This window comes from Paenibacillus barengoltzii G22, from assembly GCF_000403375.2.
GTDB classification, from domain to species: Bacteria; Bacillota; Bacilli; order Paenibacillales; family Paenibacillaceae; genus Fontibacillus; species Fontibacillus barengoltzii.
Genome location: NZ_KE159655.1, coordinates 503,889 through 526,508 on the forward strand (window position 1 = coordinate 503,889; position 22,620 = coordinate 526,508).

General features: G+C 48.5%; 23 protein-coding genes. 13 read left to right on the top strand and 10 right to left on the bottom strand.

Translation table 11 applies throughout. From position 1 onward, the window contains the following. Window positions 1-14: 14 nt before the first annotated feature. Window positions 15-857, bottom strand: coding sequence for an alpha/beta fold hydrolase (locus tag C812_RS20035; RefSeq protein ID WP_016314473.1), 843 nt, complete (start codon window positions 855-857; stop codon window positions 15-17). Between the two features lie 178 nt (window positions 858-1,035). On the opposite strand from C812_RS20035, the gene C812_RS20040 reads away from it, so the two are divergent. Next, a complete protein-coding gene (locus C812_RS20040; protein WP_016314474.1) occupies window positions 1,036-1,485 on the top strand; it encodes a MarR family winged helix-turn-helix transcriptional regulator in 450 nt (149 codons plus the stop codon). Between the two features lie 4 nt (window positions 1,486-1,489). Here the strand turns inward: C812_RS20040 and C812_RS20045 are convergent, their stop codons facing one another. Continuing rightward, window positions 1,490-2,197: a MerR family DNA-binding transcriptional regulator gene (locus tag C812_RS20045; RefSeq protein WP_016314475.1), complete on the bottom strand. Its 708-nt coding sequence runs from the start codon at window positions 2,195-2,197 to the stop codon at window positions 1,490-1,492. A gap of 153 nt (window positions 2,198-2,350) precedes the next feature. Here C812_RS20045 and C812_RS23010 point away from each other — a divergent pair, with 153 nt between their 5' ends. After that, window positions 2,351-2,917, top strand: coding sequence for an alpha/beta fold hydrolase (locus tag C812_RS23010; RefSeq protein WP_016314476.1), 567 nt, complete (start codon window positions 2,351-2,353; stop codon window positions 2,915-2,917). A 41-nt stretch (window positions 2,918-2,958) separates the two neighbouring features. Then, window positions 2,959-3,231: a hypothetical protein gene (locus C812_RS23015; protein WP_341860326.1), complete on the top strand. Its 273-nt coding sequence runs from the start codon at window positions 2,959-2,961 to the stop codon at window positions 3,229-3,231. Between the two features lie 194 nt (window positions 3,232-3,425). On the opposite strand, the gene C812_RS20055 is transcribed toward C812_RS23015, so the two are convergent. Then, a complete protein-coding gene (locus C812_RS20055; RefSeq protein ID WP_016314478.1) occupies window positions 3,426-4,937 on the bottom strand; it encodes a malate:quinone oxidoreductase in 1,512 nt (503 codons plus the stop codon). Window positions 4,938-5,271: 334 nt separating this feature from the next. Between C812_RS20055 and C812_RS20060 the strand changes: the two genes are divergently transcribed. From C812_RS20060 to C812_RS20090, 7 genes are all read left to right on the top strand, one after another. Then, a complete protein-coding gene (locus tag C812_RS20060; RefSeq protein ID WP_016314479.1) occupies window positions 5,272-5,754 on the top strand; it encodes a DUF2975 domain-containing protein in 483 nt (160 codons plus the stop codon). Window positions 5,755-5,766: 12 nt separating this feature from the next. Further along, window positions 5,767-5,979 (top strand): helix-turn-helix domain-containing protein, encoded by a 213-nt coding sequence (locus C812_RS20065; protein WP_009223422.1) that lies wholly within the window; start codon window positions 5,767-5,769, stop codon window positions 5,977-5,979. Next, window positions 5,969-6,793, top strand: coding sequence for a DUF817 domain-containing protein (locus C812_RS20070; protein WP_244268370.1), 825 nt, complete (start codon window positions 5,969-5,971; stop codon window positions 6,791-6,793). Before C812_RS20065 ends, C812_RS20070 begins: the two co-directional genes overlap by 11 nt. 184 nt (window positions 6,794-6,977) lie before the next feature. Further along, window positions 6,978-7,544: a TetR/AcrR family transcriptional regulator gene (locus C812_RS20075; RefSeq protein WP_016314481.1), complete on the top strand. Its 567-nt coding sequence runs from the start codon at window positions 6,978-6,980 to the stop codon at window positions 7,542-7,544. Window positions 7,545-7,667: 123 nt separating this feature from the next. After that, entirely contained in the window at window positions 7,668-8,789 is a 1,122-nt protein-coding gene (locus tag C812_RS20080; RefSeq protein WP_016314482.1) for an ABC transporter permease, read from the top strand. Continuing rightward, window positions 8,789-9,490, top strand: coding sequence for an ABC transporter ATP-binding protein (locus C812_RS20085; protein ID WP_016314483.1), 702 nt, complete (start codon window positions 8,789-8,791; stop codon window positions 9,488-9,490). Before C812_RS20080 ends, C812_RS20085 begins: the two co-directional genes overlap by 1 nt. Before the next feature lie 23 nt (window positions 9,491-9,513). Beyond that, window positions 9,514-9,843, top strand: coding sequence for a heme oxygenase (locus C812_RS20090; RefSeq protein WP_016314484.1), 330 nt, complete (start codon window positions 9,514-9,516; stop codon window positions 9,841-9,843). Window positions 9,844-9,954: 111 nt separating this feature from the next. Here the strand turns inward: C812_RS20090 and C812_RS21685 are convergent, their stop codons facing one another. Beyond that, complete coding sequence (locus tag C812_RS21685) at window positions 9,955-12,516, bottom strand: DUF7948 domain-containing protein (RefSeq protein WP_016314485.1); 2,562 nt, start codon at window positions 12,514-12,516, stop codon at window positions 9,955-9,957. Between the two features lie 316 nt (window positions 12,517-12,832). Here C812_RS21685 and C812_RS21690 point away from each other — a divergent pair, with 316 nt between their 5' ends. Beyond that, window positions 12,833-15,211, top strand: a complete 2,379-nt coding sequence (locus C812_RS21690; RefSeq protein ID WP_016314486.1) for an S-layer homology domain-containing protein — start codon at window positions 12,833-12,835, stop codon at window positions 15,209-15,211. Window positions 15,212-15,451: 240 nt separating this feature from the next. Here C812_RS21690 and C812_RS20110 read toward each other — a convergent pair whose 3' ends face one another. Then, complete coding sequence (locus C812_RS20110) at window positions 15,452-16,177, bottom strand: 3-ketoacyl-ACP reductase (RefSeq protein WP_016314487.1); 726 nt, start codon at window positions 16,175-16,177, stop codon at window positions 15,452-15,454. A 164-nt stretch (window positions 16,178-16,341) separates the two neighbouring features. Here C812_RS20110 and C812_RS20115 point away from each other — a divergent pair, with 164 nt between their 5' ends. Next, a complete protein-coding gene (locus C812_RS20115; protein WP_036626035.1) occupies window positions 16,342-16,719 on the top strand; it encodes a MerR family transcriptional regulator in 378 nt (125 codons plus the stop codon). Then, on the top strand, window positions 16,716-17,477 hold the full coding sequence (locus C812_RS20120) for an SDR family oxidoreductase (protein ID WP_016314489.1): 762 nt from the start codon (window positions 16,716-16,718) through the stop codon (window positions 17,475-17,477). Before C812_RS20115 ends, C812_RS20120 begins: the two co-directional genes overlap by 4 nt. A 173-nt stretch (window positions 17,478-17,650) precedes the next feature. On the opposite strand, the gene C812_RS20125 is transcribed toward C812_RS20120, so the two are convergent. The 5 genes from C812_RS20125 to C812_RS20145 form a co-directional block, all read right to left on the bottom strand. Continuing rightward, entirely contained in the window at window positions 17,651-18,856 is a 1,206-nt protein-coding gene (locus tag C812_RS20125) for an MFS transporter (protein ID WP_016314490.1), read from the bottom strand. Then, window positions 18,843-19,295 carry a MarR family winged helix-turn-helix transcriptional regulator gene (locus C812_RS20130; RefSeq protein WP_016314491.1) on the bottom strand — a complete coding sequence of 151 codons (453 nt, stop codon included), beginning with the start codon at window positions 19,293-19,295 and terminating at the stop codon, window positions 18,843-18,845. Before C812_RS20130 ends, C812_RS20125 begins: the two co-directional genes overlap by 14 nt. Before the next feature lie 195 nt (window positions 19,296-19,490). Further along, entirely contained in the window at window positions 19,491-20,882 is a 1,392-nt protein-coding gene (locus C812_RS20135) for an MATE family efflux transporter (protein ID WP_016314492.1), read from the bottom strand. Window positions 20,883-21,026: 144 nt separating this feature from the next. Continuing rightward, the gene (locus C812_RS20140) at window positions 21,027-21,452 is read right to left on the bottom strand and encodes an SRPBCC family protein (RefSeq protein ID WP_016314493.1); all 426 of its coding nucleotides are present in this window, start codon (window positions 21,450-21,452) and stop codon (window positions 21,027-21,029) included. A 75-nt stretch (window positions 21,453-21,527) separates the two neighbouring features. Beyond that, window positions 21,528-22,484 (bottom strand): sigma-70 family RNA polymerase sigma factor, encoded by a 957-nt coding sequence (locus C812_RS20145; RefSeq protein ID WP_016314494.1) that lies wholly within the window; start codon window positions 22,482-22,484, stop codon window positions 21,528-21,530. Window positions 22,485-22,620 lie beyond the last annotated feature (136 nt).

A 22,620-nucleotide genomic window follows, 5' to 3' on the forward strand; every position in this document is an offset into this window, starting at 1 on the left:
GCCTTATCGGCTCATTAATCATGGTCTCGCAAAAATTTCACCAATGCCGCGTTAAACTCATCGGCATGCGTTACATTAAATCCATGCGGGCCGCCTTTGATCACTACAAGCTCGCTGCCAGGAATCATTTCATGCGCTCTTTGACCGCTGACTTCGAGCGGTACGATCGCATCCGAATCCCCGTGCAGGATCAGCGTTGGGATGTTAAACTTGGCCAGATCGCCGCGGAAGTCCGTGCGGGAGAACGCCCCGATACAATCCAGCGTCCCTTTCGGAGAAGCAAATGCCGCAATATCGCGGTTATACAAACGGAATGGTTCGCTGACCAGATCGGTACGGTCGCCGGCTGCGAAGAAGTTCGTCGTGAACGTATCCAGGAAAGCCAGCCGGTCTGCCTTCACACCATCCTCGAACGCTTTGATGGTTGCATCGTCGAGTCCTCCTTCTGGGTGATCTGCAGATTTGTACAGATACGGCGGAACCGCACCCGCGAGAACTGCTCTTTTCACTCGATCTGTCCCATAAGTACCAATATATCGGGCCACTTCCCCGCCGCCCATCGAGAAACCAACCAAAGTCACATCACGTAAGCCCAGATGTGTAATCAGCTGATGCAGATCGGCAGCGAACGTATCATAATCGTATCCGTTCCAAGGCTGCGACGACTGACCAAACCCGCGGCGATCATACGTAATGACCCGGTAGCCGGCATTCACCAACGCAGGTACTTGTTTCTCCCAAGATCTGCCGCTCAGCGGCCATCCATGAATTAAAATCACCGGTTTCCCGGAACCTACATCTTCATAATGAAGCTCTACCGGATGTCCATTCTCTTGCCCTACTGTTACTTTTGCCATTTGAAATCCCTCCAAATATATTTTTTAAGATTATATTGTGCACAATGTTTATGTTCACATCATACTCCCGTTGTTTTATATTGTCAACAATTAAATTGCAAAAAATATATATTCTTTTTGAATCATCTGCTATGATGAAGGTAAACCTTATAAATAAAGCCAACCGAGGTGCATCATCTTGAAAACGAATGAGCAAAATTTAAAATTGGGGGAACACCTTTGTTTTTCGCTATACGCCTGCTCCCGGGCCATCCTGCGGATGTACCGCCCCTATTTGGATGAACTGGAGTTGACCTACCCGCAGTACCTGGTCTTGGTCACCTTATGGGAGAGGGAGAAGAGCACCATTAAAGAGCTCGGAGAGGCCCTTGATCTGGACACCGGCACCTTAACACCTTTACTCAAGCGGATGGAAGCTGCCGGACTCATTGAGCGACAACGCGATTCCATCGACGAGCGCGTGGTGAATGTGTTGATCACACCGAAGGGGAAGGCGCTGCAAGAGAAAGCATCCTGCGTTCCGCAATCGCTGATTGACGCCACGGACATGGATCTTAAAGAGATTAACCAGTTGAATGAAAGCATCAACCTGCTGCTGCAACAAGTGAATGCTGCAGCGAAGAAATAAAAGGTCAAGTCAGAGATAGAATACGGATATACGCCATGAGCTCAGCGATTCCTTGATATTGGATCCTGAGCTTTTCATTTAGCTTCTCAAGTGCCACCTGAAAGGAACGATCGAGTTTAGGCAACCGGAACATTTCCACATCCTGCAATAGCTTCCGCAGATTCTCGATATAATATACTGTTTTGCGTAAACTACTGATCACCAGAATCTTGCGTAGTTCAATCACCGAATAGATTCGATACCCACTGACCGGGTGCCGGGTCGAGGTGACCAGCCCCTCCTTCTCCCAATGCCGAATAGCAGACGGATTCACCCCCGCCAGCTCCGCTACCTTCCCGATCGTCATCGCATTCGTCAGCTTCCGGTTTTTATATACCCTGAAGTCCGCATGGCGAACCATCGTTAACAACTCCTCCACCCGCTGCTTCTCATCCTCAACTTGGGCCAGTTGATGATTAATCAACCATAGGGCTTCCGTGACGCGACCAGCTTTGATTTTCCGCATCACTTCATAGACGGTGGGAATGTCATAACCCGCTAACAAGGTCCGGATGGCGACAAATGCCTGGTAATGCACCTTCGCATAGACTCTATGGTTGCCTGCCGTTCTACATACCTCCGGAATCAATCCTTGTTCTTCATATCTTCTCAAGGTCGTTGTGCTAATATTCAACCGCTCGGCAATTTGTGCAGGTGTATATGTATCTGTCATAAAACGACCCCCTTGCTTAAAGTAAAACCTTCAAGTGCTACGTTAACTTATTCATCTTTAGATGACTATAACATTGGGGATTCCATCGAGCAAAACCGAAAGATTGCATGAATGTTATATCCTGAAGGTATCACATGTAAGGGAGTGATATGAATGAGTCAAATCAAGCTTGTTACTTTATCTGACGGTTCAACATTGGAGGTTGGTCTGGCCGGGAAACCTTCCCGTCCGATCATCATGTTGCCCATCGCCAAAAAATCCGTCACGGACCAAGAAGCAGAAAGTTTGAAAATGTGGGGCGTCGATCCTGATTTAGGCCAACTCTTTGTGGAGGGCTTGTCCGATCTGTTCCAGGTGCTGCATTTTGATTATGAAGGCCACCGGTTTCAGCATCCCCAGCCTGATCATTTGACAGCGGAGTATATCGCCAATGATTTCTTACACATCGCTGATGAGATGGGAGTGGATACGTTCAGCTACTACGGCTATTCCTGGTTAGCCTTAGCCGGCTTACAGCTGGCACTCCGGACCAATCAGCTGGAAAGTTTGATAATGGGGGGATTCCCGCCTTATGAAGGACCTTATCAGGAGATGTTGACGGTCACCCCCAAACTCACGAACAAGCGCTGCAATCGTCCCCGTCCTCGTCTGCTCAGAATTCACATCAGGACACCGTCAGCCCAGAAGAATACGATTGGGATCAGGTTCAAGTCACATTAGATCCAGCACAAACGAAGCAAACTCTGACTCTATACCAAAGCTTGTCCGATTTCGATGACACCTCTGTGCATGGAGATCTCTCGTTGCCCAAGCTGGCTTTCGCGGGCGAAGCCGACCGTATCGTTTATGGCGAGAACTTTGGAAGGGTGACTGTGGACATCGCTGGGGCTTTACGAAAAAATGAACCCACCTTGCGGCAGTTCGGCTGGGATGTGGTGATTATACCGGGGAACGTGATGGATCATACGAAAGCGATGCAGCCAGAGACCGTACTGCCTGTGATCAAGCCCTGGCTGGCTGCGAACTTGTTGTAATAAAGGTTACCTTCGACCTTTCATTTGGGTACCTCTTTTCATGCCTCTTTGCCACCATTATCCCTTTTGATCCGCGTACCTTGTTCTTTCTATGACCTGATGCAACGGGATAATCTTCAAAAGTAAGCGCAAAAATAAAGAGCTAACCGCAGATTAACCACGGATTAGCTCTTCAACATTTCACTTATTTGAAATTAGGACACTGAAGCTTCTTCTTGCTTCGTTCCCGATAACCCAAGGGCCTGCGCGGTTGATTGCTGAAGCGTACGGAAGAGTTCTGGATTCTCCGACAGTGACAAGCCGTACGAAGGAATCATCTCCTTGATCTTCGGCTTCCAAGCTTCGAGGTACTGCGGGAAGCATTTCTCAATAACCTCCAGCATGACATGCACCGCAGTCGAAGCTCCCGGGGACGCACCAAGCAATGCGGCAATCGAGCCATCCGCAGCGCTGACCACCTCGGTGCCAAATTGCAGTGTCCCTTTTCCACCCTCAACCGTATCCTTGATGACCTGTACCCGCTGACCCGCGACGATCAGGTCCCAATCCTCGCTCTTGGCTCCGGGGACAAAGTCCCGCAGCTCCTCCATCCGTTGTTCCTTCGACAACATGAGCTGCCCAATCAAATATTTGGTTAATGCCATCTCCTTAACCCCGGCTGCCAGCATCGTCAGAAGATTATGCGGCTTCACAGAGGTAATCAGATCAAACATGGAGCCTGTCTTGAGGAACTTCGGCGAAAAACCGGCAAACGGTCCAAACAACAGCGATTTCTTATTGTCGATGAACCGGGTGTCCAAGTGGGGAACGGACATCGGCGGAGCTCCCACCGAAGCCTTGCCGTACACTTTGGCATGATGCTGTTCCACCACTTCCGGATTGTTGCACACCATAAACAGTCCGCTGACAGGGAAGCCCCCAATCCGCTTGCCTTCCGGAATGCCGGATTTTTGCAGTAAATGCAAACTCCCGCCGCCGGCACCAATGAAGACGAACTTGGCGGTATGACGCTCGGTAGCACCGCTGTTCAAGTCTTTAACCATCAATTCCCACAACCCGTCCTTCGTCCGCTTCAGCTTCTTCACGCTATGCTTGTAACGGATGTCCACGCCCTTCTCCTTCAAGTGGTTCAGCAGCATGCGGGTTAAGGCGCCAAAATTCACGTCCGTACCCGAATCGATCTTCGTCGCCGCAATGGGCTCTTCCAGCTTCCGATCCTTCATCATCAGAGGAACCCATTCTCTGAGTTTCCCCGGGTCCTGGGTGAACTCCATCCCTTGGAACAACGGATGGGCAGACATCGCTTCATAACGTTTGCTCAGAAATTTAACGTTCTGCTCCCCGCGCACATAGCTCATATGGGGAAGCGGCATGATGAAATCCTGTGGATTGTGGATCAGTTGACGCTGAACCAGATAAGCCCAGAACTGTCTCGATACCTGGAACTGCTCATTCACCTTAATGGCTTTGCTAATATCAACGGTTCCATCCGGCCGCTCGGTGGTATAATTCAATTCGCACAGAGCCGCATGACCGGTTCCCGCATTATTCCACTCGTTCGAGCTTTCCTCCCCTGCCCGCGCAAGTTGTTCAAACACCGTGATGTTCCAGTCCGGCGCCAATTCCTTCAGCAGGGTCCCCAACGTCGCACTCATAATTCCGGCACCAATCAAAATAACATCTGTACTTGTTTGTCCGTGATTCATGTTTACCGTCCCTTATGACCTTATTTTGCTGAAAGGATGTAAGCGCTGTCGATTTATCCTCGTTGCAAACTTTGAGACGAGCTGGCCCACACCTTTTCCGTAATTAGTGATCTATTTTAAGTGTAACAACAATAGTGAGGGATTGAAATATTTATTTCTTTAATATTAATAATTGATTTTTTTAAGCTATCCAAAAAGAACTTATCGGTTTACTCCTCCGAATTTATTCTTTTTCGATACATACACCTCTTTTATTAATAAATATTTATTGAATATCGATAAAAAACATGGTAAATTTACCTCACACTAATCCTACGCGAGGTGCTGTTGTGATATGAAACGTGAACAAGGCTCTACCCTCTTCTTAAGAGGCGTCGTCTTCCTGATGGGCATCGCGATCCTTGCGGTCTGCATATTCGCGGTCCCTCTGGCAGCCAAAGAAATGGTGGAGTATTATCCGCCATACATTTATCTGACCCTGCTTATTCCTATGTATGCCTCGGCTATTCCGTTCTACTATGCGCTTTACCAGACGCTGAAGCTTCTGGGCTATATCGATAAAAATACCGCTTTCTCCGAAGCCTCGGTGAATGCTCTAAAGAGCATTCGAAACTGCGCGATGGCAATCTGTATCTTATACGCGGTCATTTTGCCGATTCTATTCATTATTGCGGAGAAGGATGATGCTCCGGGACTCGCCGCAATCGGGCTGGTCATCTGCTTCGCTTCCCTCGTCATCGCCGTCTTTGCCGCCGTGCTTCAAAGGCTCTTAAGAAATGCCATCGACATCAAATCGGAAAACGATTTAACGATCTGAGGTGAGAAATCCATGGCCGTAATTATCAATTTGGATGTCATGCTGGCAAAACGGAAAATGAGCGTCACGGAGCTTTCGGAGAAAGTGGGCATTACGATGGCGAATCTGTCGATTCTGAAGAACGGGAAGGCCAAGGCCATACGCTTCTCCACGTTGGAGGCGATATGCAAGGCGCTGGATTGCCAACCTGGAGATATACTGGAGTATCGAGATGATGAAGAGTAGCTCAAATTCGATTCAAAATAAGAGGGTGCCCCTTATTGGCGTACATTTGGGATATGCTCTGCAGCAGTTGGTTCGCTTTGGTTGGCAGCAAGCGTTGTCCTGCGTTTTTCCCGTTGTGATCTTCGCTTCACTGGCATTGACGCAGTGGATTCCTCTTCCTTGGTTGCCCCGCTATGATTGGCTTCTGATCATCTGCCTCGCCATGCAGGTCTGGATGGTTCGGTCTGGACTGGAAACCCGCGACGAATTAAAGGTGATTACTGTCTTCCACCTGATCGGCTTGGCGCTGGAGCTGTTTAAGGTGCATATGGGGTCTTGGTCGTATCCGGAGGAGGGCTGGACGAAGGTTAACGGGGTTCCCCTCTACAGCGGGTTTATGTATGCGAGCGTGGCTAGTTATCTGTGCCAGGCTTGGCGACGCCTAAAGGTAGATCTCGTTCGCTTCCCTCCGCTCTGGCTGGTGGTTCCGCTTGCTGCCTCCATTTACCTGAACTTCTTCACCCATCATTATTGGATCGATGTTCGGTGGTGGCTGTCAGCGCTGGTGTTGATCGTCTTCTGGCGGACTTGGGTTACCTATGAGGTTGGCGGTAAGCCTTACCGAATGCCGTTAACCCTTTCGTTTGTGCTGATCGGGTTCTTTATCTGGATTGCAGAGAATGTGGCCACCTTCTTTAGCGCCTGGAGGTACCCGGACCAAGCCGACGGCTGGCATCTCGTCCATCTTGGCAAGATCAGCTCTTGGTTGCTGCTGGTCATTATCAGTTTCTTGATCGTCGCAGCATTAAAACGGATAAAGGGACGACGCGGATAAGTTAAATAAGCATCTACGCATTAACTGGGATATGAGCCGGCAGAAGCCAGCGCATATCCCAGCGCTGTTTTTAAGTACCTCAGGGAAAACTTAACGCTGGCTGAATGTTCACTGCAAAAGCGGACCTTGTGCTAAACTAAGATATAGAATTGAAGCCTGGCGGCAGAAGAAAGGAGTCCTTCCCTTGGGCAGAAAACAATCTTACTCCCATTCCGAATTATTAAACATTACGAAACGTTTGGTGTTAGAACATGGTTATGATGGGTTTAATCTTAAAATGCTCTCAGAGCACTTGCCAGGCGCTCGAAGCACAATCTATCAGTACTTTGCGAACAAAGATGAAATCGTTGCTGCATGCATGAAACGCGTGATTGCATCCATCGTTGATAAAGCCTCCGCCCTGGACGAGACTGACCCAATGCAGGCTCTTCAGGAGTTGCTTGGCATCTATCTCGAAGAATACCAGCTGCATCAGCTCTTAAACGATGCCTATAAAATCAAGACATCGAATTCCGATGTAGCGCGTCAGGATATCGAATATGTGGAGCAGGCCCACGAATTGCTCAAAGTTCAGCTGACCCGTCTGTTCCAGAGCGCCCAGCAAGAAGGCAAATTAAGAGACGATATCCCGCTTCCTGTCCATATCGGCGTTTTTTTCAACCTGATTAATACGCCAAATATGATGAACGTTCCAGTTCCCCAATGGAGCCAGATGTTATTTGACGTATGGATGGGAGGAGCCAAGAAGTAAGAGGGTTTTTTTCCATAAGTTTATTTTGACACACGTGTCAAAATAGTGTTTAATCAAAGAGAAGTTGTTAAGCTCGCACCAAATTCGACACACGTGTCAAAAATCAATGAGGAGTTGAACATCATGTTTCTAGCCATGAGAGAGATCATGCACAGCAAAGTGAAATTTGCCATGATTGTCATTATTTTTGTGATGATGGCTTGGCTCGTATTCATCCTGTCCGGTTTGGGCAATGGCCTATCTTCGCTGGCGGCGTCAGCTTTTAAGAATATGCAGGCCGATTATGTTATTTTTGAGCAAGGGTCCCAGTCTTCCATGAGCAAGTCCCTGTTATCCGATCAATTGGTGGAAGAAGCTGAGAAGCTGCCGAATGTAAATGCAGCAGCTCCTATGGGGAGCACGATGGCCACCGCTCTGAAAGGGGACAGCTCCAAGAGTGATGATAAAGTGGATATCGCAATCTTGGGAATTCTGCCTGGCAGCTTCCTTGAACCGGAAGTGATTGAAGGCGATAAGCTGTCCGAGGATAACCTAACGGGTGTGATCGTAAATGACAACATGAAAGACGAGGGGTTCCAGCTTGGCGATACGTTTAAATTGGACGGATCCACCGTGTCATTAACGATTATCGGTTTTGTTGAGAATCAAACCTATAACCACCTTCCAGCCGTGTTTATCCCCATGCCGAAATGGCGGGAAATTGCCTTTGCCGCCCCAGGCTCCGACAAAGGCATTGAGGGGCCGGTTAACGCGATTATGCTGCAAGGACCGGATATTGATCCGGATACAATCAACAGCAAACTTGCAAATATCGACACTGTGACACGTGCCAAAGCGGTACAAGGCATGCCGGGCTACAAGGAAGAGAGTGGTACCATCTTAATGATGCTGGCCTTCTTATTCGTAATCTCAGCATTTGTGTTGGGCGTGTTCTTCTTCGTCATGACGATGCAGAAGACCAATCAATTTGGCATTATGAAGGCGATCGGTGCCAAAAATGGATTTTTAAGCAAAGCGATCGTGTCTCAAGTCTTTATCCTTTCCCTGGTTAGTATTGTCATCGGCATCCTTCTAGCCTACGGGACAGCGGCGATCATGCCAAAGGGCATGCCGTTTAATCTTGACACTAATCTTGTCGTCGTCTACTCGATTGTCCTTCTGGTCATTGCCGTGCTAAGTTCCTTAGTTTCGGTTCGTAAAATCACCAAAATCGATCCGCTTCAAGCACTCGGGAGGGTAGAATAATGACAACAACAGGTTTGCAACTTACGAATGTATCGAAATATTATGGCGAGGGCAGCACTCGGGTCTGCGCGCTGGACAAGGTATCCATCACCGTGAAGCCGGGGGAATTCGTCGCTGTCGTCGGCCCTTCGGGATCGGGTAAAAGTACCTTCTTATCCATTGCTGGAGCGTTGCTTCAACCTTCTGAAGGTGAAGTTCACTTAAATGGACAACCTATTTCTAAGCTCTCGGATAAAGAGTTATCCAGTATCCGATTAAAGGAAATCGGGTTTATTATGCAGTCTTCGAACCTGGTGCCTTATCTCACCGTACTTGATCAGCTGCTGGTTGTGAAGAAGATGTCAGGGAAGATCCGCGCAGAGGATAAAGCCCTCGCGACGAAGCTGCTGGAGGAATTAGGGCTGGGTGCGAAGCTGAAGAGCTTCCCAGAGGAACTATCTGGCGGCGAGAAGCAACGTACCGCGATTGCACGTGCTCTGATGAATCAACCTAACGTGATATTGGCCGATGAGCCTACTGCCAGTCTGGATACTCGGCGTGCGCATGAAGTGGTCAACCTGATCGCGAATCAAGTGAAAACACGCGGGATTGCAGCTGTAATGGTCACTCACGATGAGCGCATGCTCGAATATTGCGATAAGGTGTATCGCATGGAGGATGGCAAACTGAAGCAAGCTACACAGGTGCATCTGGCACACTAAATTGGGCATAAGGAGGGGTGAAAATGATCGTCGTCACCAACCGAATTAAGGTAAGAACGGGAATGGGAGCGGTTATGGCTCCTGGCTTTACGGCCTCCGGTTCGCTGGATCAAACGAAGGGGCTTGTGAAAGTTGAAGTGCTTCTGGCGCAACACGCAGATCATGATGAGCTAAATGTGAACATGCATTGGGAATCCATGGACGATTTCACAGCGTGGAGAAACAGTGATAGCTTTAAAGAAGCCCATAAGCGTCCGGAACCAGGCACCCATGGGGAGGTCAAAGAATCCCCGATTCTCGAAAGCCAGCTGATCACCTACGAGGTCGCCTCACTGAAAGAAATCGCGAAATAACCTTAAGACGCAAGACCAGCTCATTCAGATGGAATGGGCTGGTTTTATTACATAAAAAACAAGCATCGCTAACGGATGCTCGTTAATAAGAAAGAATCAGAACGTTATTTTCTAAGCATATATTCTACACTTTATACCACTTTTGATTAACTGATAGCGATTGTAACTCAAGAGATATCGCACATTATTTATTGTATGAAACGTAAATTTATAGGTCTTGCCTTTGTGCTTTCGTGCATTTTTCCTAGTCATCTTTATAATTTTCGATGTTTTCCTTCTTTGGTTTATCTTTCTTTTGGGTTGTCTGACATGCCGTTTTTCCTTCCGTTTGCAGCGTTTCTGTTTCTTCCGAATGATAATAAAGCCTCGGGGACCACGCTCACCTTGGGGGCCAGGAACTCCTTGGGGCCCCTGTGGACCAGGTACACCCTGCATTCCCTGAGGGCCTCGCATACCGGGTTCCCCTTGTTGACCTTGCGACCCGGGCACCCCCTGAGGGCCTTGGGGGCCTTGCTCCCCTGGCAGACCTTGCGGGCCTTGTTCTCCTTGTGGCCCTTGGGGACCTTGAGCCCCTGGCAGACCTTGCGGACCCGGTTCGCCCTGGGGCCCTTGAGGACCGGGTGGACCGGGTGGACCCGGAACCGGTGAGAAAGTACCCAGTTTGGTGACAAATGCGTCTTGATCCCCCATAAGGGAGGTTTGAAAAGCTCCAGGACTCGTCGGGAAATTAACAGACGAAGTAGCGCCGGTTACGTAAATATTAAACGAGCTATCTACGGCAACTCCATTCCCCGCATCTCTTAAGCTTCCCCCTAAATAGGTAGAATAGACGAGCGCATTGCCAGCCGTATTGAATACTGTCACAAAGGCATCCTCCGTGCCGCCGAATATACTTTGAAAGGCCCCTGGAGTTATTGGAAAATCAGCGGACTCTGTTGAACCTACTACGTAGGCATTACCTGCTGTGTCAACGACAATGTCTAAGCCTATATCGGAGTCTGTACCGCCCAAATAGCTCGAGTAAAGAAACGCCGTACCCGAAGCATTGAGCTTGGTCACAAAGGCATCCATTGAACCCCCAAGTACCGTCTGAAAAGCACCTGGCGTTGTCGGAAAATTCATGGAGCTTGTAGAGCCGGTGATATACACGTTTTCTTGTTGGTCAATCGCGATGGCATCCCCTGTTTCAAAATCGCTGCCGCCGATGTAAGTGGAAAATTCCAGTGTGGATCCCGTCGGATCGAACCTTGTAACAAAGGCATCTTCAATTCCTCCAAACGCGGGTTGAGCTGCGTTTGCCGTGACTGGAAAGTCATCCGAGAAAGTACTTCCGCTTACAATCGGATTCCCTAGCGCTGTAATGACAATTCCCGTGCCAAAATTAAAGGAGGATCCGCCCAGGTAGGTTGAAAAAACAAGCGCACTCCCAGCAGCGTTTAATTTAGTGACAAAGCCGTTAATGATTCCTGGTGCAGAGGTCTGAAATGCCCCGGGTGTGACCGGAAAGTCACTCGACGTGGTTACCCCTGTGACATAAGCATTACCTGAGGCATCAATCGCAATATCATTACCGGTCTCATCACCGCTCCCCTCCAGATAGGTAGAATAAATCAAGGATGACCCGGTTGCATCCAATTTGGTGACAAAGACGGAGTTGACCCCCAAAAATGTCGTCTGGAATGCCCCTGGCGTAACGGGGAAATCTGGTGATCGCGTCTCTCCTGTAATAAACACATTACCAGCCGCATCAATGGCAAGGCTCGTCGCTCTATCAAAGGCGCTGCCACCCAGATAAGTGGAGAAAACAAGTGCGGTACCTGTCTCATTCAGCTTGGTAATAAACGCATCTGTATCCCCGGCAAAGGTCTGACTAAAGGCACCTGGAGTGGTCGGAAAGTTGTCAGAAGAGGTGCTCCCAGCAACATATGCTTGGCCTGAATCATCAACAACGATATGCAGTCCTGAGTCAATTTCATCCCCGCCAAGATAAGTAGAGTAAATTAAGACCGGATCAATAATGATGGGATATTCGGGATGATAATCGGAGTCCACCTGGAAGCCAAAGCTATGGCAGCCTTGAGCATTGCTATGAAGAACAAACCGGCTTTCTACTGGCACTCGTTTACCATCAATATCCTGATAACTTACCGGTTTAGCTTCCTGCTTTACGCCTTGTCTCATATGGATCTGAAGATTCCCATCCCTATCTAGGGATAGGCTCTCTGCACCACGGTACGCCAAGCGAATCGAAGCGATATCCGCTGATGGATGGACCACAAGATCATATTTCAGCTTATTGCCGTCGCCTTTGAAGATCAGATCTATACCTGCCCATAAGTCACGATAGATGATTTCATGGTAGGTTGGCAGGTTTCTCCTCCACTGCCCGGGATCGTTCCCAACTAAATAATGAATCTTTCCCTCCGCAGGGTCACGGCCTTCCATGGTTACGTTCGCATTGGACTCGAGAAACTGTAGAACAAGCTCCTCGTATTTTCCGCCTCCTTTGCTTACAAATAATACTTCCATTGGAGCAAAGTAAATCGATAAGCCGGGCTTCTTCGTCTGAAACCCTGTCGCCGAAGATCCTTGTTCCGTATATTCCCAGAAGGTCAACGGCAACTTGCCGAAATCGTACGTCGCCTTTTGCTGTATGTCCTGAACAGCCGTCAAAGGCTTAACACCTCTTTTCTTGGGATATAAGTCTATACGCTCCAATGTATGAGCTAGTTCATAATCACGACTGGACAATTCCCCTGAGTAATTAGCATATTTTTCCTCTATACAATAGGGATAGTTTAAGAGCAATGTCTCCTAACAAAAAAAGAGGCTGTCCCGAAAGTTATCGTCTAGGATGACTTTGGGGAAGCCTCTTCTTGTCGTTCTTAACTTGACAGACATTGTAGCCCTATATACAGTAATAATAAAACTGTACCGTACAGTATTAAATAGAGCTTGGAAACTTATTCCGGAGATTGGGGGGACCAGTATGAAGAAAACAATGATAAGGGCAATCCCGGCATTCCTTATCATTCTGATGGTGATGGGAAGCTTACCAGGATTGTTCACGAAATATGAGGGCAAAGCGTATGCGGCAGAGAGCTTTGCCGGAGGGGCAGGAACGGCCAATGATCCTTACCAGATCGCAACTGCTGAACAGCTTAATGAGGTCAGAAACCATTCGACAGCAGGCAAATATTTCGTCCTAACAGCTGATATTGATCTTTCAAGTATGGGTAACTGGGTGCCAATCCCTAATTTTCAGGGGGTTTTTGACGGCAATGGTTATGTGATTTCGAAATTGTATATCTATTCAACTCAATACAATGTAGGTTTATTTGAAAGAACCACAGGGGCAACATTGAAGAACATTTGGCTAGAGGACATCAGTGTTCATCGTGACAGTGTAGGTAATGTAGGCGGTTTGGCAGGTTGGATTGACGGCGGCATCATTGAAAACAGTTATGCAAGGGGGACAGTGAGTGGTGCTGATTTTGACGGCGGCTTGGTAGGATATAATAAAGGTACCATTCGAAACAGCTATGCAGCGGTAAACACAAGTGGTGGGGGTTATGTAGGCGGCTTGGCGGCATATAACCATGGTGTCATTCAAAATAGTTTTGCAACGGGTGCAGTAAGTGGTTATACGTTTACAGGCGGTTTGGCGGGATATAACTATGGTACGGTTCAAAACAGCTTCTATGACATCAATACGACTCGACAATCGGATTCAGGCAAAGGTATAGGCAAGTCAAATGAAGATATGAAATTGGCATCTACGTTTGCTGATTGGAATCATGTCATCTGGCGTATACAAGATGGTCAATATCCGGAAATCAGAAATATTCAGTTAACACCAGGCACGGATGCAGGAACAACGAAGCTGACGCAAGTTGAGAATGGAATGGAATTTTCGGTAGAGGCTTCATCATTCAATTCGATTACGAGTGCAGTATACGATAACATTCCGGTTAACGTGGGGGATAGAATTACGATTCAATTCGCCTCGCAACCAGAATTGGGTAGTGTAACCAAGACGGTCAGATATATCGACATCCAACCGGCAGAAGCACCTGCGGCCTTATTGGAACAGGGCTCAACGTCTGGTACGACGAAGTTGGTGGGCGTCTCCGATTTGATGGAGTATAGCGTTAACGCAGGCGAATATCAGGATATATCAGATACGTTCGTTGACAATATAGAAGTCGATGAAGGCGATCAGATATATGTTCGAATGAAGAAGACCCTGCTGCAACCCGCTTCGAAAGTGCGAATATTAAATGTAACATCAGCGGATATCAAGCCTGCGGCAACGATCAGCATAGCAGAGATTACTGGGGTGACGGTGCCGGCGAGGGGGCAGATTCCGGTTTCAACATTGCCGGGGACGTCTGAATATGCGGCAACGATCGAGTGGTCGCCGGCGAATAGCGTATTTAGGGCGAATACGGTCTACATCGCAACGATTACGGTTACGCCTAACATAGGATACACGTTAACGGGGGTTCCGGCGGATTTCTTTACGGTAGCAGGTGCGACATCGGTGACGAATGCGGTGAATTCGGGGGTGGTGACGGCTGTATTTCCGGCAACAGGGTCAGACCCGGTAAGTGACAACGGCGGCAGCAATGCACCTTCCGTAACTCCGGCAGATAATCCACCTCCAAGCGAAACTCCGGCAGATCCTGAGCCCGCAACAGAAGAGGATACGATTTATAATAAATACATTATTGATGAAGATGAACTCGTAGAGAGGCTTAAAATCAAAGCGGCAGAAGCGAAGGAAGCAAATGCGGAAAGCGAGTTTGCTGACACGAGGGAACATTGGGCTGTAAAGACCATTGAGATCTTCGACCGATTGAAGTTGATTACCGGTTATCCGGATGGCTTATTCAGGCCGAACAATGCGATCACACGGGCTGAGTTTGCAAGGATTCTAAATCGCGTGTTCCATATTCATAATAGAGACGGCAGCAATATAAGCATGGAATTGAAGGATATAGAGGGGAGCTGGGCTAAAGAGGATATTGAGAAGCTTGCGGCAGCGGGTGTAATAAGAGGCTATCCAGACGGTACGTTCAGGCCGAATCAGACGATCACGCGTGAAGAGATGGTGGTCATGATATCGTTTATTGTCAATCTGGACGTACTGGAGAAGGATACGATCAAAGGTCATTTCAATGATCTGGACGGTGCTTATGCAGCAGAGAAGATCATAGCGGAAGCACAGGCAGGTATCGTCAGCGGCAAAGGGGCGGGAAGATTCGAACCGAAGAGCCGTGCCACGCGCGCAGAAGCGTTGCGGATAATCTTGAACGCGCTGCAGCTTCACCCAGAGCTCAAGAAATCGTTAGATTCGCTTCTCTAACCCTTCATCTTCGTCCGTATACGTAGTGAGGGTCGAACAAACATTAGGCACATACGTATGACGGGAGACCGCTATAGACCGAAACAAACTGAGGATGGCGCAGGGTTATTTCTGCGCCATCCTCATCTTTTAGTTAAGTACTTTGATTTCTCATGACGAGCTGTCTTCTACAATTGATTATTATTCACTTATGGGACAGCTCCTTCCTGTTATTAAAAACATAACAACGTACTCTATCGCTTAAAACGGATTTGTCGCAATAAAGCTGGCCGTTTTCACATAAACGCGTTGGCTGAGCTTCAGTTGGTTGACGATGAATTCCGCCAAATCTTCCGCTTGAATATATTTGGACTCATTGTTGTCCTTGATCAGATTCAAATCCAGCGCCAAATCCGTTGCTACGGTACTTGGCGTTAGTGCCGATACCCGAATGTTGTTGCGGCGAACTTCTTGCGCAAGCGACTCGGTAAACCCGATCACCGCGAATTTTGAAGCGCTGTAGGCACTTGCGGTTGCCGCCCCGTTCAGGCCGTTCGTCGAAGAGATGTTGATGATGTCTCCGCTATTTTTTTCGACCATTTGAGGGAGTACAGCTCGTGTTACATAATAGGTACCCAACACATTGGTGTCGATCATGCCTTTCCATTCAGCCGGGTCCATCTCCAACAACGTGCCAAAGGTAGCGATTCCCGCGTTATTGATTAGAATATCCGCAGCTCCCAGCTCGTTCTTCAGCTTCTCAACCGCCGCATCCACTTGTTCCTTCGAGGCGATGTCGGCTGCCGCGTAAGCGACCTTCACCCCCAGCCCCTCCAGTTCAGCAGCAACTTGCTTCAACGTCGACTCCGTTCTTGCCATTAATCCAATATGAACGCCTTCCTTCGCTAAGGCAACGGCGGTTGCTTTGCCAATGCCCCGTGCTGCTCCGGTGATGATCGCAACTTTTCCTTTTAAGGATTGTGCCATTTTCTTTTGGCTCCTCTCTTTGTTTGGTCTTCACTCCTCCCTTATTATACTGCACTCGGACAAGCAAAAGTAAATGCGAAGAAGCACAGTTGACTTAAACTAAGGTTTAAGTCGTATCATATGGGTTGTCGACAAGAATTCCTTAAGATTAGGAGGCCTCCATGATGAAGTACTATACCATTGGCGAAGCTGCAGCCATGTATCATATACCAGAGTCCACCTTGCGTTTTTATGAGAAAAAAGGTCTTCTCCCGTTTATCAAACGGGACGAGGCGGGCAGACGATTATTTTCGGAACGTCAATTGGCGTTGCTTCAAATCGTCACCTGCCTCAAGAATACTAATATGCCCATCAACCAGATTAAGCAATATATGGACTGGGTTGTAGAGGGAGACTCTACAGTAGAGAACCGACTCGACATGCTATTGAAGCATAAGCAAAATGTGCTGGATGAAATCGTGCTAATGCAGGAACACCTGAAAGAGATTGATTATAAAATCGATCTTTATCAAAAACAACTACGAGGTAAAGAGAACCAATGAAACTTTCTGGAAATACGATCTTGATTACTGGCGGCGGCTCCGGGATCGGACTCGCCTTTGCAGAGAGATTTGTGCAAAGCGGTAATACGGTCATCGTTATCGGTCGGCGGGAAAGCGTGCTTGAGCAAGCTCGGAAGCAAGTTCCCGGTTTAATCACCCGGGTGTGCGACTTGGCCCAAGAAAGCGATCGTGTCGCCTTGTTTGATTGGGTAACAACCAACTATCCCGACGTGAACGTGCTGATTAATAATGCCGGGATTCAACTGCGCTACAACGTGCTCAAAGCGGATGCGAGAGACAACTGGCTCGAATACAGCAAGGAGATTACCACGAACCTCGATGCACCGATTCATTTGTCCCTGTTGTTCGCTCCATATTTCGCGACGAAAGAATCGGCAGCCATTGTGAACATTACTTCTGGTTTGGCGTATACTCCCTTTGCGATTGCACCAGTCTATTCCGCAACCAAGGCCGCGCTTCACTCTTTCACAATGAGCTTAAGACACCAGTTGTCTGCCACATCGGTTGAAGTGATTGAAATTGCTCCTCCGGCAGTAAACACCGATTTGGGAGGAGGCGGCTTGCATACCCATGGGGAACCGCTGGATGCGTTCACGGAAGGCATTTTCCAAGGTTTAGCCGAAGGCAAGCAGGAAATTGGGTACGGTTCTTCGGTTGCCCGCCTGCGGATGTCCCGCGACGATATCGACAAATATACGGAACAGCTCTACCAAGCCACGAAAGATTCTATTGAGTAATGGAGATGGAACGTAACAAGAAGAAGCCGCTTCGGGATGAAGCGAGCTTGAAGCTCAAAAGGAGATTGCCTTCTCCACGGACAGCAAGCCAGCCGCCTCAAACTAAATGTAAATGCATCAAGGGACGCCATCTCAGGCGCCCCTCCTTGTTTATTATGCGTGATCATTCTTTCTTAATTCGCTCTTGCAATTAATTGCTTGTCTCTCCGGCCATGCAGAAGCATATAAATGACCAGTGACAGGAGGGCAAGGACCGCTAAGCCGATAAACAAGGAGCTATAACCAATGATCGGTTCCACAATACCGAGAAGCGAAGGGCCAAAGCCAAGCCCTGCATCTAAGGCAATAAAGAAAGTGGATGTAGCCAGACCTGTACGTTCTGCGGGTGTAACACGAACCGCTATGGCTTGTGCCCCTGATTGCAGATTCCCAAACCCAGCGCCAATGATTGCCGCCGCAACCAATAGAATAAGTCCAGAGTAGGCACCGCTAACTAAGACAAGGCCCCCTGCAAAGAGAATAAAGCATGGAACCATCACATAATTCGATCCTCTGGTATCCATCAGACGGCCGCTGAATGGACGGGTTAACAAGATCGCTATGGCATAGACTAGGAAGAAGAAGCTCGATGCGGTAACAAGATCCCGTTCCTGGGCAAAGAAATTAATGAAAGATAGGATGGCCGCATAGCCAAAAGACATCAGGAAGGTCACAATGGCGATGGAAATCGCGTTCGGTTCAATATAGTGTTTAAAGCTGAAAGCCTGTTTTGGTTTCTCGGTTACCGTATGGGCTTTGGAGGTCGGTACTGCAGGTGCCTTCAGAATAAAGCTAATGATGAACGCGACAACGGCCAATGCCAAACAGAACAAGAAGATGTTCGTGTAGGACGTATTCTGGCTCAGGGTGATCCCCAAAAATGGCCCAATGGCCGTACCCAGCGTACTGCTCATACTGAAGTAGCCAATCCCCTCACTCTTCCGGGAGATGGGGACAATTTGCGCAACCATCGTGCCCGTAGCGGTGGATGCAATCCCGGCGGCCATTCCGTTCACTAGACGTATGATGAGAAACAGCCAGATCCCAGCATATACAACATAAAGTCCTGTCGTAATAATAAAGGCAATCAAGCCAATGACTAATACCTTTTTGGTACCAGCCGAGTTAATCACACGCCCTGTAAACAGGCGGCCGATCAATGTTCCGACGATATAAATCCCGGTAGCAAGCCCGCCTTGACTGGCTGAAGCATGATATTCACTAACGACGAACGAGGCTGTCGTAACCATCAATAAGTAAAAAATTAGAATGACAAAGAAGTTAATCACCGAAACGGTAAGAAAATCTTTGGTCCATAGTTTATCCTTAATTCCACTCACTGCCTTTCTCCCCAACTCCCTTGATTATATTTTGTCGAATTCGATGGATGATGTTCAAAAACAATTGTTGCTCTTCCTCCGTGATGCCGGCCGTAATCTCTCTGTCTAAAGCATCAATAAAAACACGCACTTGTCTATATATGGCGCGGCCTTTCTCAGTTACATGGAGATGTTTCTTGCGCTTGTCTTCTCTGGAAATCTCAACACTCACATACCCTGCCTGTACAAGGTCCTTGAGGATTCTTGTAACGTTTGGTTTTTCAATCGTTAGCCTTTGGGCCAAATCAGCAGCTGTTAAGGCTTCATCTTGAATCAACTCAACCAATACGATCCATTCCAAAGGTTGAATGCCATGTTCTCGCAATATTTCGTTGATTTGAACTGCGAGCGGTCTCATCATCAACCCAAGATCACGATATATTTGGGGTGGAGAATTCATCAAATCCCCCTTTCACCTCGAAAATCTCCAAATTAGTTATTAATGATAACTAAATTTTTGTGCATTTTCATCTTATTACATTAATTTTCATGTGTCAATGTATCATTTAACCAACAAACAGACCCAAGCCTGAAAGTTAGCTTGGGTCTGTTTTGATTTCGGATGTCGTATTTGCCTTTACTTTGCCGAGCGGCCTCAAGCAGATAACCCTACACCTTCCTCTGATACGGACACCGGCTTGACGAGTGCTTTCTTCTCCCAAGCCCGGCTTCTCCAGCGAAGCAGCATGATGAGTCCGCGCAGCCATTCATCCACCGCAAACGCAATCCATATGCCAAGGAGTCCTATCTCCAGGTGAACACCCAGCAGGTAAGCCAGCGGCACCGAGACGCCCCACATCGAGCATACGCCCATTAGAACGGGGAAGCGTGCATCCCCGGCGGCGCGGAGCGAATTAATGATTACCATATTGAAGGTCCGGCCGGGTTCAAGCACGATCGACAGCAGGAAGATGCTGGCTCCGGTTGCGATAATCGCAGGATCTTCGGTGAACAACCCGATGAGGTCATGTCGGAAGATCGAAGCCGTCCCCACAATGGCCAAGGTGAGCAGAAAGCTGATCCGTACGCTTTTCATCAATCGCTTGTAGGCGGCCTTCATCGCCCCTGCTCCAACCATTTGTCCGACGATAATCTCCGTCCCCGCCCCAATCGACGCGGCCAATGCCATAAAATAGTTGGAGATGTTCATCACATAAACATGCGTATTTAATGCAGTAATGCTAATCATATTAACGAAGCCCATGATCATCAGGTACTGCGATTGCCAAGCAAGATGCTCTCCCGCCGCAGGCAGCCCCACGCTTAGGATCTGCTTCGCATACGTCCCGTTCCAAGTCACGTAGTCTTTCCCGTGAATCGGAGCAGGAACCCGGCGATACAAGATGAAGAACAGAACAAGGATGCCGACAAACCGGCTGACGACGGTCGAGATCGCTGCACCGGTCACGCCCATTTCCGGAAATCCGAGGTTCCCGAAGATCAGCAGATAGTTGCCGGTCACGTGGAGAAGATTCACGCCCAGCGTCACATACATGACGCTTTTGGTGTTGCCGCTCGAACGAATAACCGACGATACGGCATAAGACAGCGCCTCGATCCACATAAAGCCGCCGATGATCTTCAGATAATGGCTGGCAATGCCAATTTGTTCCTCATTTAAGTTGAGCAGCCGCAGAAGCGGCTCGCCTAAGCCAACCAGAACGAGGCTGACGAAGATCCCGAAGATCAGGTTCATCGTAATGGCCAGCGCCGAGACGCGGCTTGCTTCTTTCTCTCGCCCAGCACCGATATACTGCGAAACGGCCACACTCGTTCCGATGCCCACAAATCCAAACATCAGAATACAGAAATAGATAATCTCATTCGCTAAGCCCACCGCGCCGGTTGCCGTATCGGAAATGCGGCTCAGCATAAACACGTCAACGGTGCCCAGCATCATCCGTAACACCGAATCGATAAAGATCGGCCAAGTTACAGCGAATAGGCTAAGTTTCTTCCATGATGGTATACGTTCAGTTAGTGTCACGTTTTTACGAGCTCCTACTAGGTAATTTGCTTTGACGCCTTCCCTAGTGTAGCTCGCGATCAATGATTCGTCTATGGGAAAAATTATGTTTAACGAAGCTTGCCAAAAGAATAAAGGCGCCCACTTTGGCGCCCGTTTTATACCTTAGGTTGCTTCCACATACTTTTTGAAGTTATCCATGATCGCTTGCCAGCCGGCTTGTTGGAATTCGACCGGATGCGTGTTCTCCGCATCAAACGTCTCAACGACCTTCGTCCCTTGGCCTTCGGCAGCGAAGGTGATCTCCACTCGTCTTCCATCCCCCATCGTATAGGAGATGAACTCATGCGTTTTCACGTCATCGTACACACCGCCAAAATCAAAGCCTTCACTGCCATCCTTCGCTTCCATCCGAGTCAGAAACTTCCCGCCGGGGCGCAAGTCATTCTCCGATCTTGGCGAATGCCAATCCTCGGATGCTTGATTCCACTTCGTAATGTGCTGAGGTTCCGTCCAGCAGCTCCACACCTTTTCTACCGGGGCTTGAATGACCGTTTGTACAGTAACTTTGGTTGGTTGATTCGTTTCCATTTTACAAAGGCACCTCTTTCAAATAGGATTGTTTTTTGACTTTACATTCCTATAGACGTAACGCAAATTCGAAATTCATCGGTTGATTTGCTCCGGCAGCCCTAAACGCAAAAATAATTTCGTATTAATAAAATTCTGCACATGCAAAATATGATCTTCTTTCGTTTCAAGGACATGAATCCCCCAAGGCACCAGGTGATCCCCTTCTCGGCTTGGCATGTACTGCGCAAGCGCCGGGTACCCACCGTTAACCTTTACCGGTATAAACCGAGAACCTTCGCAATGCCACCGGGTAAGCGAGAAGAATTTCGCCAAATCCTCTCGGCCGCGAATCCACATCGGGAATGGCGGCATGGACATGCAGCCTTCCTCATGAAATAAGGCGACCAACCGGTCGATATCAAATTGCTCGAAGGCATCTACATAACGCGACAGCAGCTCCGCGTCCGGCTCACCTTCCATGCGGCTGAGCTCATCGGAACGAAGCTGGGTCCGGTTCATCGTCTCCCTTGCTCTTTGCAACGCACTGTTCACGGCTGCCGCCGACATCCCCAGCGTCTCCGCGATTTGCTTGGATGACCAATCAAAGACATCCTTCAGAATTAATACGGCTCGTTGTCGGGGAGGCAAAGTCTGCAGAAGCGCAATGAAGCAGAGTTGCAGGGTATCCTTGCGGATGAGCGCCTCCTCGGGATTTTCGCCAAAATCAGGGGCCAGCCATATCCAGGCGGAATCGGGTAACGTCTCCCGAGGTTCCACGATCGAGCTCGCCGGATCAGACAGGTCGATGGGAAGCACCCGGCGTTTCGCTTGCCTTAGTTTATCCAAACAGAGGTTGGAAGCGATCCGATAGATCCATGTCTTCGGCGAGGAATCCTGCCGGAACGAGCTCCAGCTCTGCCACACGCGAATAAAAATCTCCTGAACCGCATCGTCCGCGTCATCGATCGATCCTAACATGCGGTAGCAGAACGCGGTAAGCTCCGGCTTCATTTTTTCCAATAACTGCAGGTCCAGGGGGGTTCCGTTCATATAAGCCTCCTTACAGGAAAAATGGAGATATCTAACCGATTTCCTCCCTAGTCGCCATTCGACTCCCGATATGAAATCGATTCGCCCAGGACGCCTTGGTGATAGGCAAAATCCGGAAGAGACCTCTATTATATTC

Coding starts and splice junctions, on each gene's coding strand:
- C812_RS20035 (WP_016314473.1), bottom strand. CDS start 857: ATGGCAAAAGTAACAGTAGGGCAAGAGAATGGACATCCGGTAGAGCTT.
- C812_RS20045 (WP_016314475.1), bottom strand. CDS start 2,197: ATGACAGATACATATACACCTGCACAAATTGCCGAGCGGTTGAATATT.
- C812_RS23010 (WP_016314476.1), top strand. CDS start 2,351: ATGAGTCAAATCAAGCTTGTTACTTTATCTGACGGTTCAACATTGGAG.
- C812_RS20055 (WP_016314478.1), bottom strand. CDS start 4,937: ATGAATCACGGACAAACAAGTACAGATGTTATTTTGATTGGTGCCGGA.
- C812_RS20060 (WP_016314479.1), top strand. CDS start 5,272: ATGAAACGTGAACAAGGCTCTACCCTCTTCTTAAGAGGCGTCGTCTTC.
- C812_RS20065 (WP_009223422.1), top strand. CDS start 5,767: ATGGCCGTAATTATCAATTTGGATGTCATGCTGGCAAAACGGAAAATG.
- C812_RS20070 (WP_244268370.1), top strand. CDS start 5,969: ATGAAGAGTAGCTCAAATTCGATTCAAAATAAGAGGGTGCCCCTTATT.
- C812_RS20080 (WP_016314482.1), top strand. CDS start 7,668: ATGTTTCTAGCCATGAGAGAGATCATGCACAGCAAAGTGAAATTTGCC.
- C812_RS20085 (WP_016314483.1), top strand. CDS start 8,789: ATGACAACAACAGGTTTGCAACTTACGAATGTATCGAAATATTATGGC.
- C812_RS20090 (WP_016314484.1), top strand. CDS start 9,514: ATGATCGTCGTCACCAACCGAATTAAGGTAAGAACGGGAATGGGAGCG.
- C812_RS21690 (WP_016314486.1), top strand. CDS start 12,833: ATGAAGAAAACAATGATAAGGGCAATCCCGGCATTCCTTATCATTCTG.
- C812_RS20110 (WP_016314487.1), bottom strand. CDS start 16,177: ATGGCACAATCCTTAAAAGGAAAAGTTGCGATCATCACCGGAGCAGCA.
- C812_RS20115 (WP_036626035.1), top strand. CDS start 16,342: ATGAAGTACTATACCATTGGCGAAGCTGCAGCCATGTATCATATACCA.
- C812_RS20120 (WP_016314489.1), top strand. CDS start 16,716: ATGAAACTTTCTGGAAATACGATCTTGATTACTGGCGGCGGCTCCGGG.
- C812_RS20130 (WP_016314491.1), bottom strand. CDS start 19,295: ATGAATTCTCCACCCCAAATATATCGTGATCTTGGGTTGATGATGAGA.
- C812_RS20140 (WP_016314493.1), bottom strand. CDS start 21,452: ATGGAAACGAATCAACCAACCAAAGTTACTGTACAAACGGTCATTCAA.
- C812_RS20145 (WP_016314494.1), bottom strand. CDS start 22,484: ATGAACGGAACCCCCCTGGACCTGCAGTTATTGGAAAAAATGAAGCCG.